At 66.2% G+C, this 13,216-nt stretch carries 9 protein-coding genes; 3 read left to right on the plus strand and 6 right to left on the minus strand.

Annotated features, from left to right (window positions below):
• Positions 1 to 37 precede the first annotated feature (37 nt).
• Positions 38 to 2,260: an NADP-dependent isocitrate dehydrogenase gene (locus AC3RKA_RS02065; RefSeq protein WP_489727405.1), complete on the plus strand. Its 2,223-nt coding sequence runs from the start codon at positions 38 to 40 to the stop codon at positions 2,258 to 2,260.
• A 156-nt stretch (positions 2,261 to 2,416) separates the two neighbouring features.
• Here the strand turns inward: AC3RKA_RS02065 and AC3RKA_RS02070 are convergent, their stop codons facing one another.
• Positions 2,417 to 3,010 carry a methylated-DNA--[protein]-cysteine S-methyltransferase gene (locus AC3RKA_RS02070; protein WP_489727406.1) on the minus strand — a complete coding sequence of 198 codons (594 nt, stop codon included), beginning with the start codon at positions 3,008 to 3,010 and terminating at the stop codon, positions 2,417 to 2,419.
• A 72-nt stretch (positions 3,011 to 3,082) separates the two neighbouring features.
• Here AC3RKA_RS02070 and AC3RKA_RS02075 point away from each other — a divergent pair, with 72 nt between their 5' ends.
• Complete coding sequence (locus tag AC3RKA_RS02075) at positions 3,083 to 4,681, plus strand: TIGR01777 family oxidoreductase (protein ID WP_489727407.1); 1,599 nt, start codon at positions 3,083 to 3,085, stop codon at positions 4,679 to 4,681.
• A gap of 41 nt (positions 4,682 to 4,722) precedes the next feature.
• On the opposite strand, the gene AC3RKA_RS02080 is transcribed toward AC3RKA_RS02075, so the two are convergent.
• Genes AC3RKA_RS02080 through AC3RKA_RS02100 form a run of 5 tightly spaced genes read right to left on the minus strand, consistent with a single transcriptional unit; the run spans position 4,723 to position 12,387 of the window.
• The gene (locus AC3RKA_RS02080) at positions 4,723 to 5,421 is read right to left on the minus strand and encodes an NTP transferase domain-containing protein (RefSeq protein ID WP_489727408.1); all 699 of its coding nucleotides are present in this window, start codon (positions 5,419 to 5,421) and stop codon (positions 4,723 to 4,725) included.
• Between the two features lie 23 nt (positions 5,422 to 5,444).
• Positions 5,445 to 6,944: a hypothetical protein gene (locus AC3RKA_RS02085; RefSeq protein ID WP_489727409.1), complete on the minus strand. Its 1,500-nt coding sequence runs from the start codon at positions 6,942 to 6,944 to the stop codon at positions 5,445 to 5,447.
• A 23-nt stretch (positions 6,945 to 6,967) separates the two neighbouring features.
• A complete protein-coding gene (locus tag AC3RKA_RS02090; protein ID WP_489727410.1) occupies positions 6,968 to 7,363 on the minus strand; it encodes an HAD family hydrolase in 396 nt (131 codons plus the stop codon).
• The gene (locus tag AC3RKA_RS02095) at positions 7,360 to 8,826 is read right to left on the minus strand and encodes a hypothetical protein (RefSeq protein ID WP_489727411.1); all 1,467 of its coding nucleotides are present in this window, start codon (positions 8,824 to 8,826) and stop codon (positions 7,360 to 7,362) included. The genes AC3RKA_RS02090 and AC3RKA_RS02095 overlap by 4 nt, the downstream gene beginning before the upstream one ends.
• Before the next feature lie 48 nt (positions 8,827 to 8,874).
• Positions 8,875 to 12,387, minus strand: coding sequence for a glycosyltransferase (locus AC3RKA_RS02100; protein ID WP_489727412.1), 3,513 nt, complete (start codon positions 12,385 to 12,387; stop codon positions 8,875 to 8,877).
• Positions 12,388 to 12,960: 573 nt separating this feature from the next.
• Here AC3RKA_RS02100 and AC3RKA_RS02105 point away from each other — a divergent pair.
• The gene (locus AC3RKA_RS02105) at positions 12,961 to 13,140 is read left to right on the plus strand and encodes a hypothetical protein (RefSeq protein WP_489727413.1); all 180 of its coding nucleotides are present in this window, start codon (positions 12,961 to 12,963) and stop codon (positions 13,138 to 13,140) included.
• The last annotated feature ends 76 nt before the right edge of the window (positions 13,141 to 13,216 follow it).

Below are 13,216 nucleotides of genomic sequence, written 5' to 3' on the forward strand. Positions count from 1 at the left end.
CGCGTCTCGAGTGCGGCCAGAAGGAGAGATCATCCGCATGTCGAAGATCATCTACACGCTCACGGACGAGGCGCCCATGCTGGCTACCGCGTCGCTGCTGCCGATCGTGCGCGCCTACGCGGGCACCGCCGGCGTGGAGCTGGAGACCCGTGACATCTCGCTGGCCGGCCGCATCCTCGCCGCGTTCAAGGACGTCCTGCCCGAGGAGCAGCGCACCGCGGACGCCCTCGCCGAGCTCGGCGAGCTCGTGAAGTCCCCCGAGGCGAACGTCATCAAGCTGCCGAACATCTCCGCCTCCGTGCCGCAGCTGCGCGCCGCGATCAAGGAGCTGCAGGCGGACGGCTACGCGCTGCCGGAGTACCCGGACGAGCCGAAGACCGACGAGGAGAAGGACGCGAAGGCGCGCTACGACTCGGTCAAGGGCTCCGCCGTGAACCCGGTGCTGCGCGAGGGCAACTCGGACCGCCGCGCCCCGAAGGCCGTGAAGGCGTACGCCAAGCGCTTCCCCCACTCGATGGGCGAGTGGACCCCGGACTCCAAGACCGCCGTCGCCACCATGGGCGCGGACGACTTCCGCGCCAACGAGCAGTCCGTGACGCTGCCGGCCGCCGACGTGCTGACGATCGAGTTCACCGGCGAGGACGGGAAGACCACCGTGCTCAAGGAGGGCCTGAAGGTCCTCAAGGGCGAGGTCGTGGACGGCACGTTCATGTCCGCCAAGGCCCTGGACGCGTTCCTCGCCGAGCAGGTCAAGCGCGCCAAGGAGGAGGGCATCCTCTTCTCCGCGCACCTGAAGGCCACCATGATGAAGGTCTCCGACCCGGTGATCTTCGGCCACGTCGTGAAGGCCTACTTCTCCGAGCTGTTCGAGAAGTACGGCGAGCAGCTGGCCGCCGCCGGCCTGTCCGCGAACAACGGCCTCGCCGCGATCGAGGGCGGCCTGGACAAGCTCGACGCCGAGACCGCCGAGGGTGTGCGCGCCGCCATCGCCGCCGCCTACGAGAACGGCCCGGACGTGGCCATGGTGAACTCGGCCAAGGGCATCACCAACCTACACGTGCCCTCCGACGTGATCGTGGACGCCTCCATGCCCGCCATGATCCGCACCTCCGGCCGCATGTGGAACAAGGACGACCAGACCCAGGACACCCTGGCCGTCATCCCGGACTCCTCCTACGCCGGCGTCTACCAGGCCGTGATCGACGACTGCAGGGCCAACGGCGCCTACGACCCCACCACCATGGGCACCGTCCCGAACGTGGGCCTCATGGCGCAGAAGGCCGAGGAGTACGGCTCGCACGACAAGACGTTCATCATGGACGCCGCGGGCACCGTGGCCGTGAAGAACTCCGCCGGGGAGACCCTGCTCTCCCACGAGGTCGAGGCCGGCGACATCTGGCGCGCCTGCCAGACCAAGGACGTCCCGGTGCGCGACTGGGTGAAGCTGGCCGTGACCCGCGCCCGCGCGTCCCAGACCCCGGCCGTGTTCTGGCTGGACGAGACCCGCGCCCACGACCGCGAGCTCATCAAGAAGGTCGAGGAGTACCTCAAGGAGCACGACACCGAGGGCCTGGACATCCGCATCCTCTCCCCGGTGGAGGCCGCCAAGCTCTCGGTGGAGCGCATCCGCCGCGGCGAGGACACCATCTCCGTGACCGGCAACGTGTTGCGTGACTACAACACGGACCTGTTCCCGATCCTCGAGCTGGGCACCTCCGCGAAGATGCTCTCGATCGTCCCGCTGCTCAACGGCGGTGGCCTGTTCGAGACCGGTGCGGGCGGCTCCGCCCCGAAGCACGTGCAGCAGCTGGTGGAGGAGAACCACCTGCGCTGGGACTCCCTCGGCGAGTTCCTCGCGCTGGCCGTGTCCTTCGAGCACGAGGCGGTCGCGAACGAGAACCATCGCGCGCAGGTCCTGGCGGACACCCTGGACGCCGCGACGGGCACCCTGCTGATCGAGGGCAAGTCCCCGCAGCGCAAGGTCGGCGAGCTGGACAACCGCGGCAGTCACTTCTACCTGGCGCTGTACTGGGCCCGCGAGCTGGCGAAGCAGACCGAGGACGCCGAGCTGGCGGCCGCGGCGAAGCCGATCGCCGAGGAGCTGGAGGCCCAGGAGGAGACCATCCTGGCCGAGCTCAACGGCGTGCAGGGCTCCCCGGTGGACCTGGGCGGCTACTACGCGCCGGAGCTGGAGAAGGTCACCTCGGTGATGCGCCCGTCCGCGACGCTCAACGCGATCGTGGACAAGCTCTCCGTCTGAGCGTCTGAGCGTCTGAGCGCCTGGGGGCCGGGTCGCGTGCGTGGAGCGCGCGGCCCGGCCCCTTCTCGTGCCCGCAACGCGGGTTGAGTTATCACGGGTGTTCGGCCCACGGACCCGTGATAACTCAACCGGCGTTGCCGGGGGCGTGGGCGGCGGTCAGCCCGCGTGGGCCGCCTCGTGGGCCAGCAGGGCCTGCTTGGCGGCGGTGCCGTAGAGGTAGTGGCCGGCGGCGCCGTCGGCGCGCACCACCCGGTGGCAGGGCACGACGACGGCCACCAGGTTGGCGGCGCACGCCCCGCCGGCGGCGCGTACGGCCCGCGGGGTCCCGCACCGCTCGGCCAGGCCGCCGTAGGTGGCAGGGGAGCCGGGGGCGATGCCGCGCAGCTCCCGCCACGCCCGCTGCCGGAACGCGGTGCCCGGCTGGGTGACGTCGAGGGCGTCCAGCGCGGCGACGTCCCCTGCCGCGTAGGCCGCCAGGGCGTCGGCGACGGGCTGCGACACGCCCGGGTGGGGCTCCACCGGGCGCGGGTTCATCTCGCGGTCCGCGGTCGTCGGGTCCAGGGCCTCGAGCCGGTCCATGAGCGTCTCGAGGAGGCGCCCGATCGCGGCGGCGGGGGGCTCCGAGTCCTCCGGCACGGCCACGCCGGAGGCGCGCACCGTCTGGTCCTCGGGGGAGAAGACGGCCACGAGGGTCAGCTCGGTGGCGGGCAGGGCGGCGGCGGTCCAGCGCAGCTCGGGAAGCAGGTCCATCCCCTCATTGTCCTGCACGGCCCGGCCCGGACAGGTGTTCGCGTCTCCGCCATCTGTGCCAGGCTGGCGTGCATGACCGAGATCCGCGTCTTCGAGCACCGCACCCTCCTGCGCCACCCGCGTGAGGTCGTCTTCCGCTGGCTGGAGAACCCCGGCGCGCTGGAGCGGCTCACCCCGCCCTTCGCCGGCGAGGTGGTCCAGGGACCCACGGACGGCCTCCGCGTGGGCTCCGAGTCGCGGCTGCGCATCCAGGCCCCCGGGGCGGCCGGCCTGTTCGCGGGTGCGGCCCACGGGATGCTCACGGGCCTGCTGCCGGACGCCGTCGCCTCCCGCCTCCCCGGCGGAGCCGCGCCCGCGGTGCCGTGGCGGGCCCGCCACACGGCCTACGAGGAGGGCCGCATGTTCCGGGACGAGATGGTCTCCGGCCCCCTCGCCTCCTGGAGACACACCCACCTGCTCGACGACGCCGCGCCCGGTGAGGCGGACACGGCGGACGGGCGACGCGGCACGGTGGTCACGGACCACATCGAGTACGCGCTGCCGGGGGAGTCCCTCGTGTCCCGGGTGCCCGGTCTGGGCACCGCGGCCTCGCGCCGCACCCACGAGGCCTTCGAGGCGGAGCTGGGCCGCCAGTTCGCCTACCGCGCCCGCGTGATGGCCGATGACCTGGACTTCCACGCCGCCCACCCCGGCCCCCTCGTCGGCGGACCGGCCCGCACGGTCGCGGTGACGGGGTCCGGCGGACTGATCGGCCGGCAGCTCTGTGCCCTGCTCACCACCGGCGGCCACCGCGTCATCCGGCTCGTGCGGAACCCGGACCGGGCGGGTACCCCGGGCGTGGCCTCCTGGGACCCTGGCCGGGAGACCGTGGACGAGGACGCCCTGGCCGAGGCCGACGTCGTGGTGAACCTGGCGGGCGAGCCCATCGCCGGCCGGTTCACGGACGCGCACAAGGAGGCCGTGCACGACTCCCGCGTGCGCGGCACGCGCACCCTCGTGGACGCGCTCGCCCGGATCGCCGCGCGGGAGGGGGACGACGCGCGGGCACGGGCGCTCGTGAACGGCTCGGCGATCGGGTACTACGGGGCGGACGCGGGTACGGGCCCGTTCGGCAGCGGCCTCGTCGAGGATCTGGAGCCCGGGGACGACTTCCTCGCCGAGGTCGTGGCGGACTGGGAGGCCGAGGCCCGGCGCGCCGAGGCGGTCGGCATGCGGGTCGCGATGCTGCGGACCGGCGTGGTGCTGAGCCCGGCCGGGGGCATGCTGCAGCAGGTGCTGCCGCTGTTCCTCGCGGGTCTCGGCGGCCCGGTCGCGACCTCGGGCGGGGAGAGCCACGACGGCAGCCCGTGGCTGAGCTGGATCGGCGCGGATGACATCGCGGGGGCCTTCGCCCACGCGGTGCTCGACGACGGCGTCACCGGCCCGCTGAACGCCGTGGCGCCGGAGCCGGTCACGGCAAAGGAGTTCGCCACCGTGCTCGGGCGGGTGCTGCGCCGGCCCGCGGTCGTCCCGGTCCCCGACGCGGGCCCGCGTCTGCTGCTGGGGGAGGAGGGCCGGGCCGAGACCGTGGCGGCGGACCAGAAGGTCATGGCGGACCGGCTGGTCGCCTCCGGCTACGTCATGCGCGACCCCGAGCTGGAGGGCGCGTTGCGCCACGTGCTCGGGCGGTGACGGGGGGCGGCGTCCCACGGGGACGCTGCCCCGGCAGGTCGTCAGTCCTGCAGGCGCCGGGCGAGGTCTTCGTATTCGTCTGGAGTGCCCGCCAACAGGACCCAATCGCTAGGAACTCGACGCCATCGCACGTCCTCCCCAAGCTCGGTGAAGACGTTGTACATGGGTGCGATATAAGTTTCCCCGGCTTCCTTCCAATGAGCTTCTGCATGATCAAAGGCCCTGAGGTAGTCGTCGGCCGAACGAAACCAGTAAAGCCCGTTGCTACAGAGGTCGGACACCCGGACCTTTTCGCGAGTCCCAGCTACCTGGTCCTGAGCACCAGGAATAACGAACGACCAGTGTTCACCGTCAGCCTCGAAAACATCCAGAGCGCCGACCACAGACTCGCCATAATTGTACTCAACAAAATTTGTTAGAATAGTGTCGATGTTGAAAATATAAATCGATTCCTGCGTGACTATCTGGCGTAATGCTTCAGCAACGGTTTCGCCTTGACCGCTGGTTGCATGCTCGAGCTCTACGACAGTGACGTCGATGATGCCTAGTTCTTGAGCAGAGGCGCGGACGAAGGATGCGGTCTCGCCGTCGGAAGGAACGACGAAAACGAACGAACGATTCTGAAAGTACTCAGAAAACGATGAGACGGCCCGGTCAAAGAGTGTCCGTCCACCCAGGAGCAGGCGGTACTTGGGAGACGTGTATCCAGCATTGAAAAAGCGGGAGCTCTTGCCCATCATGGGGAAAATAAACATTTGTCACCTCACGCGACGAAGTCGCTGTAGCAGCGGAATGCATTGAGTAGAAGAGCGCGTTGGCGCGCCGGGTTGTCGGCGTGCAACGGCAGCATCGAGAAAAAGAGCAGCACCATCACTGGTGCTACGTCAATGGTTGCCACCTCCGGAAGGAATCGAAACTCGAAAAACTGCTGGATGATGCGGTCGTAGTTGTCGGGAGTCTCGACAGTGAAGCTATACGATCCTCGCTCGGGGCCTTCGCCGACGGCAAATCCGCCAGCGATGATCTCGTCGTACAGACCCAGGATGGAATGCGCGAGTTTAGCGAGGTCATAGACAAGGTCGCCGGAGTGCGTACCGTCAGCGGTCCCGCGCGGGTCCAGAACGCGTAGGCGTGAAGCACGAGTGTCAAAGAACGTATTGGACAGACAGAGGTCGCCGTGAAGGAAGCCTGGAACGAGTGGAAGGCGTCTGGCGCGATTCAGACAGTCAGCGATGATCTCTGCCGCACTTCCAACACTTGTGCCGTTCAAAGAAACTTGAAGATCAGGGTCGAAGCCTTGACTGTTGCAATAGTTGCTGAATCTCTCATCCGTTTTTGCTTCGAGAAGAAAGTGTCGCGAATTAAGGGCCGAATATTCAGAATGATCGCCTTCGCGCGCTACACGGAACCAGGCGGCGAAAGAGGCGAAGATGACAGCCCACCGCCCCTGTTCCAGGCGGCCATGAACGAAAACCTCGTTGAGAGGACACTGGGGAAGGAATTCGAGCGCGTATCCCCCGTCGTCTAGTCGGCCGTAGTAGGCGGGAGTGAAGGGGCGGAGAGAGAGCGGGAGGGCTTCAAACCACAAGAATTCTCGTTCCATCTTTCCGGGCATTGTGCTGGATTTGCGCACAATTCCATCCTTGATGGAAAGGCTATTAAATGATCGAGCTGTGGAAATCATGGAGCGCGAATCGAAAAACGTATGGACATGCCCAAAGTCCCGCCACCCATGCAGAAGAGGTGTCGTCGGAGGTCGCGACTCACCGTACTCGCGCACTCCAGCGACAAAATCGCTCATATTGCGCACCAGCGATTGAGACAGCAAGGGTGCAGACGCGAATGCGAAAAAGCCGGCCCACACCCTGTGAGGCGCCGCAACATCGGGCTCCCAATCGTATTCAGACGGCGCGGGCGTCAACGCCACGCAGTCTTCATCGTCGGGAAACTCGTCCGCCAACGTGTCCCCATGAAGGATGACAACACGGTCTAGGAACTGCGGATGAGAGTTCATTGCATAAAGGACCGATTCGGCTAGCCCCAGTGCCAATGGAACGTGCGTGACGGTGACGTCGTACTTGTGAAAGAGCTCCAGGAGGTAAGAGTTGGGCGTGAAGTCCTCTGGGAGAGAAAGCTGGAGAAGTTCATCAGGTCGCCGGAGTGCTTGCAATTTCTCCAGTTGGAAAGATAGGAGAACTCGGTTGCCTACGGGCAGAGCTACTGGCGGGATTCGACCCACTTCGACACGGAGATCACTTTCCACATACTGAGCGGAGGTAATTAGGATCACTGCATTTCCCCCTGGGTTTCTCGATTAATTAGTTCCTTGATTTCCAGTTCTGTCATTCGTGCGAACTCGGAAGGTCGGATAGCTCGGTCATCCACATAGAATCCTTCATTTCCGCACCATGGTTTTCCGATATGGAGTTCATCGTAAGGTACGTCGTGACGCTCGAGCCACTCGGCAATGATCGGCACGGTGTGGCGGGTTATAAGGCCTATATTGCTCTCAAAAGTCCGCATATTGCGGCTAGTATGAATTACGATTGTGTACCCCAGGTTACGCATTTTTCGCACCTGCTCGATCACGGGGGCGACTGGCTGCGCGTTGGCGTAGTCTCCGCCGTGCGCAACGCACAGTGTGTTGTCCAAATCAATTACGATCGCTTTGCGTGGACTCATGCTTCACCCTCCTGGGTGTCGGGGAGGAACTCTTGGAGTTCCTCCAGGGTCAGCTTTCGAACCTCGTGGAAACCGCCGCGGTGCACATTGCTAGGTTCAACTCGCCCGCCACGCAGCCAGTGCTCGACTGCAAGGTTCACGTGCCCCATCTTCAGGGTGCGCCGATGCTCGAACTCGGCCATGATCTGGGACGAAAGCGCCCCTTCAAAGGGAAGATCAAGCAGCTCGACCATTGTGTTCGCTGGGCCGTAAAAGAACTGGTCGCCCATTCCAAAGCCCCAGCCCTCATAAATGTATCCGCTAGTATCTGCCGCCACTGATGTCACGGCGCTCAGTTCAGCCGGGCCAAGGCGGCTACCTGCGGCAAAGCGCATATCTGGCCGGGTCTTAATAATGAAATCGTATTGGTCGCAGAAATAGTCTGGGCCAAGCGTGTTGATCCAATAAGCGTTGTGGTAGTACATCTTGGAAGGTCCGGTCAGGCGACTGAGTGGGTATTCGCGGTCGCTCGCCAGATGCACGTGCCGTTCCCGGGCAAAACCGAGACAGTCGTCTAATGCCCTCTTCAGGGCTCCGACGTCGCCGTCCCGAGGGTCCGTCGGCACGGCCCGGTCCAGTTCCTCAAGTTGGGAGTCGTCGAGGGACGAGAGAACAAACTCTGTCGCCTCCGGGGTGAGACGGCGAGAAGCTCGGGTCCGGGTGATTCGCGCGCCACCCACCACATCCCAGGCTGACACATATGCATCGATCTCTACCCCGGCTGTCTCGAGAACGTCTGCGAGTCCTGCGAGGCCGGCCTCAAAACCGCGGAGTTGGCCGCACACCATGAGGGCGACGCGAATGCGTTTGCCTTCCTGGCTTTGCGCGGGCCGTCTGGAGGGAGCCGCAAGCTTGCTTCGACGGAGTTGGATCCAGGTGCGTACTTGACGCCCCATCAGAGTGTCAGGTGTCGAGAGAGTGAGGAGTGCAGCCAATCGCTCAGATTCGACTGGAGCAGAAGCATTCTGAGCTGCAACAGCGAAGGCGAGCTGGAGTTGCATCTCGGCTGTCGTGTCAACTCGTCCGCCACTATGCAGGTGTTCCAGTAGGCCTTCGACGGCGATCTGCGAGGCAGCGATCCGGAATGCGTGTGGGGGAACAATATCGCTCAGATCCGCTGACCCGTCCCGTACCATCTGTAGAAACACGTGTGGAGCGAAGAACGCGAGATTCGATACGTAAGTCCGTGCGGCATTTCCGGTGGGGCGCAGGGGCTGTGGAACGTCATTCTCGAAATGGCGGTCGAGGACTTCAGCCATACGGCGGGCCGGGGATGTGATGCCGACGTTGGCTGAGTAATTGACTAGCCCGTGGTATTCGTCAGTAGCCAGCGCGCTCGAAAGCGCAGCTACATCGAGCGTGCCTGCTGCGATTTGTTCTTCCACATAGGGCACCGAAGCGAGTTGTCGGATGTCGGGTGTCATTTTTTCGTACCTGTCAAGTCGATTGGATTCGCCGGGCTGGGACTACTACTAAGCCGTAGTGTGGGAGTCTTTCGGTCCCGTGGCCATATCGAGCGGCTTCAAGTGCTCAAACTGGTTGCGTAGGCCTGCTGCCAAGATCGCTGCGTCCACAGTGTCTGCCTCGTGTGGGTGCGAGCTGCGATAGCGCAACACGAAACCGGCCTGTGCCCCGCTCAGCGCAGTGATGGCCTGATGCTCCGTATCCAACCGTAGGCCGGAAGCCACCTGACGGAGGTCGGCCATGACCGCCAGTCGCTCCGTCACTGAGAAGTCGAAGGTCAGGGCTCTCCGCGACACCGAGTTCTCGCGTCGGATCCGCAGGTAGGCCGGGTCGGGCAGTTCCAGTGCGGGCGCAAAGTCCAGATCATGTCCCATGAGCTGCGCCATGAACACGATGTCCTCGCCCGAGTGCAGATCTTCGGGGTAGCGGCATGCCCGGGCGATGTCTGTCGGGATGAGTTTGCATGCATTCTGGCCCAGGGCCCATGGACGAAGCTCGAGGGGTTGGGAGGCGCCGTGCAAGGAGTCCACGTTCTTCGATTGCGGCGTCTCCTGGACGATCTCGCCCGCCGGAGTCAGGTCGTAGAGCCTGCTGAGCACGACCCTGGTGGTCGAAGAAGCGAGCCACGCGGCTAGCAGGAAGTTTTGGCCCAGCAAGTCGTCATCGTCCACGAATGTGACATGGCTGCGCGTCGCGAGGTCCAGTCCGAGGTTGCGGGCGCCCCCCACCCCCGGCTCGTCCCGGAAGCGGTAGACCACGTCGAACCCGGTTCGGGCCTCGAACTCTTCCACGGCAGCCCGGCTCTCGGGCTCACCACCGTTCTCCACCACCACAAGTTCAATCAAGTGGGCGGGCAGTGTCTGAGCGGAGATAGAGTCCAGCATCCCGCCGATGCGCTCTGCCCCGCGATGCGTGGCGAGGATCAGACTGACGCCGGGGCGTACCGTGTCGGATCCCCCCTGCAGTGCCGTGACTTCCGGCGACTGTGCGCCGCGCACTGCAAATCCGAGGGCGCGCAGGAAGAGCTCGGGAGTGTCTTCCCATGGCCGGTTCGCCACACACGGGAGGACGCGGACCACGGCCAGCGGATTAAGTCGCAGTACGGGCTCGGCGTGGTCGAGGCCGGCGACGGTCAGAAGGTCCGCCTTGCGGACCGTGGGGATCAGTTCGTTCGGCCACCCGTGCAACCGATGCCCGACAACGAGAGACGACGCGCCGACGCTGCGAGCGGTGTCGAAGAGGACGGCGAGTCGGCTGCGCTCGCGCGCGGAAGGTGCTGTGAATAGAGGCGCCGAGGCAGGGTCTGTGGCGAGTGCGCCGTCGACGACGACGAGGTCCACGTCGAAACCGATCGCGGAGGGGAGGTCGGTTGGGTCCAGAGCGATCACCTGCATCCCTGTGGCTACCCAGGACGCAATGAAGTCCTCCGCACCCAGCACGAGCGCGCTGAGATCGGTGATATTGCGCTCGACTGCCTCTGCGACACCGCCATAGTCCGGCATAGGGGCGTCCCTCTCGCCTCCGAGAACGGCCGGGAGGGTCGGGAAAGCCCCCTTGACCACGGGCACACGGCTCGCCAGCGTGCTGTTCTCTACGAGCCCGGTCTCATCGACGACAGTGCTCATCCCCTCGAAGGTGCGTAGCACAGTGTGCTCCAGGACATCCGCACCGTAGGGCGTTGCGAGGGCGCGTTCGGCTCGGCGCACGTCCTCGGCTTGCGTCACCACCCATGTGGCCGGGAGGCGCAGGCGGTCCGCTGCGAGGGCGGCCGCAAAACCGACCCACCAGGGCCCCCGAGCCACGATGTGGTCGAACCCAAGCTTCTGCACATGGCGGGTGATGGCGCCTGCGTGGGCCTCGAGCCAACGGTCGGCGCGGACGAGACGCCCCAGGGCAGAGACGGGGCCTCGGTCGGGGGACGCTTCACCGTCTGCGCTTGCGCCTCCGGCAGGAGAGGCCGATACCCCAGCGGGCCCGTCGTCCCTCGGGTCGCGGAATGGGTAGGGCACGAGCTCCAAGGTGTAGGGAGCGTTGACGGCGCCGTGATCATCTGTGGAGCTGATCAGCAACGGGGGCCGGGTCACGCGGAACTCGGCGTCTGTCCGGGGGAGGTAGTGGGTCAGACGGCGCGTGTCCAGGGCGGTGATACCGCGGACCCACAGTTCCGCGTCCTTCACCGGGCCCGTCGTACGGGATGTGATCGTGATCGCGGCGTCCAAGAGCTCCAGGGCGCGTTCGTAGGACCCCTGGCGTAGTGCATCTTCGACGACTGCTAGCACTTCGTCCTCGGTGGCGGGAATGACCTGAGCGTCCACGCCGGCCGCAGCAGGGCCTTCGGGGCGTTGCCGTACATCGGCGAAGACGGTCAACCATGCGTCGGCGACGATGTCGGGGTCATAGCGGAGTGCATCATGGCGCGCCGCCGCTGAGCGGGTGGCGAAGGTGTCGGCCTCTGATGCCCCGGCGCGGATCAGGTCGTAGGCCGCGTCCTCGTCCTCGAGGGGGACGGGCACGGTGCCCGCCGCCCGTGCAGGGACGAATGAGAAACCAGGATCGCGCTCCAGCCCGGGATTCAACAGCCACCCCACGCGTCGTAGCCAGTCGGCGTTCGGGCCAACAGTAGGCTCCACGACCAGGCCGCCGTACAGGGCCTCCTCGAGACCGATGTCCGCGAACAGGCGGCGCCATTGGTCTGCCGTGGCCGCGTCCCCTGCCGTTTCGGCGGCCGCCCACGGGAAGGGGCCGCGCAGGTGAAGTACGTGCCGTTCGTCGTCGGCGCGCAGCCGACGGAGCAGGCGCAAAGCGGAACCCACGTCGGCAGGGCTCAGGTCCGCGGTCTCCAGGCCAAGGTGGAAGCGCGCTTCGTGTGCCTTCGGGCGAGTCATGCCCTCCAGGTCAAGAGCAGGGGGTACAACGTGTACGCGGTCTGCCGGGGTGCCTTCGACCTCGAGCAGGCGCTGCCGACTCATCGGAGAGTGTACGACCACGGCGTCACAGCGTTCCCAGGCGAGCGCCGGAGTGTGGTCGTCGAAGACCCCGTCTGGCACATGAGCGATGAGGCGCTGGTCCGGCCGCAGAGCCCGTGTGACTGCCTGCAGAAGTGGGCCAGCGGAGGCGGTGACGATCAGATCCGCGTCACCCACCTCGGCGGGCAGTGGGGTGCGCGGGGCGTCCTGCGCTGGCTCGGCGGCCCGCACTGCGTGCACCTCGAGGTCTGGGTGCTCTGCCAGGGTCCGCGCCTCAGACGCGAGGGATGAGAGGTCCTGACCGATGAACAGCAACCGAACCGGGGCGACGTCATCCTCCGTCCGGAGGGACACGGACGGACTCGGCAACGTCCACTGCCCGGCGGCGGGCATACCGCTGCGAACGGGAGCGGTCTTTTCGCTCGGTTCCAAGGGATTGGGCTGGTGCAGCAGGTCGGCCGCCGAGGTCACGACGGTGACCCGCGGGTCGAGTCCAGGTGGAAGGGCGCGCGTGACCAGGACCGGCCGCGCCCCGCGGGCGAGATGGTATGCCACGGCCAAGGAGTGCGCCACGCGATCTCGCGGCTCCGGGACAAGCCCCCACGGCGCGGCTGTGGGGGCAGCGCCGACTCCGAGGACTAGCCCTGGGATGTCACGCCACTGCACGGCGTCCTCATCCGAGAGGGGAGAGGCACCCGTGAGTCGCACTCGGGGGACGTGTCGCATTGAGCGGGTCGCGTCCACATAGGGGCCGAGGTCGGGAAGCCCGCCGGCGACGAAGTAGTCAAGGCAGACTTCCACGTCGGCGGGTCCGGTCGATGCGTCCCTCCAGACTGACAGGGCCGCAGCGGGTTCGGCCGGCGTGGGCAGCACTCCGACGCGTGCCGCTGAGGCGGGGAAGCGAGACTCCAGGTCTGCACGTTGGACGTCGGAGACCACCAGGATGCGACGGCTGCCTTCGACAAACGATTCAAATCGCCGCTCCACCAACGGGGAAAGGGGGCCAGAAACGTGGGGCTCGTCTACCGGGATCGAGATCAGGCGATCCCTGAGGGCGCGGCCGCCAGCGACTGTCAGGGACAGCTCGCAGCCCTGCACGACTGCGAAGTCCACCCTGCGAGCCCGAGCATGGGCCACAACCCGCCGGGCTCGGAAGCGGGGCAGATGCACATGTTCGTTGACGTGGTCCGGTTCTGCTGGGTCGTGGGGGAGGAGCTCGACGCCGAGGTCGGCCACCTCCCGTTCGAGACCGCCGAGATTCTCTTCGCGGGGATGCAGAAGCACATCGTGACCGGCTTCCCGGAGTGAGTAACACATTCCGAGGACCCACGATCGGGCGGCAGGGCTGCGACGTACGGGTACGTCTGGGGCGAACAGGACCAAC

This window comes from Micrococcus sp. iso_229 (genome assembly GCF_058072725.1).

Excerpts from the sequence above, each read along its gene's own strand:
- AC3RKA_RS02065 (WP_489727405.1), top strand. The coding sequence starts at position 38 with ATGTCGAAGATCATCTACACGCTCACGGACGAGGCGCCCATGCTGGCT.
- AC3RKA_RS02070 (WP_489727406.1), bottom strand. The coding sequence starts at position 3,010 with ATGGACCTGCTTCCCGAGCTGCGCTGGACCGCCGCCGCCCTGCCCGCC.
- AC3RKA_RS02075 (WP_489727407.1), top strand. The coding sequence starts at position 3,083 with ATGACCGAGATCCGCGTCTTCGAGCACCGCACCCTCCTGCGCCACCCG.
- AC3RKA_RS02080 (WP_489727408.1), bottom strand. The coding sequence starts at position 5,421 with ATGATGGGCAAGAGCTCCCGCTTTTTCAATGCTGGATACACGTCTCCC.
- AC3RKA_RS02090 (WP_489727410.1), bottom strand. The coding sequence starts at position 7,363 with ATGAGTCCACGCAAAGCGATCGTAATTGATTTGGACAACACACTGTGC.
- AC3RKA_RS02095 (WP_489727411.1), bottom strand. The coding sequence starts at position 8,826 with ATGACACCCGACATCCGACAACTCGCTTCGGTGCCCTATGTGGAAGAA.
- AC3RKA_RS02105 (WP_489727413.1), top strand. The coding sequence starts at position 12,961 with ATGGGCCACAACCCGCCGGGCTCGGAAGCGGGGCAGATGCACATGTTC.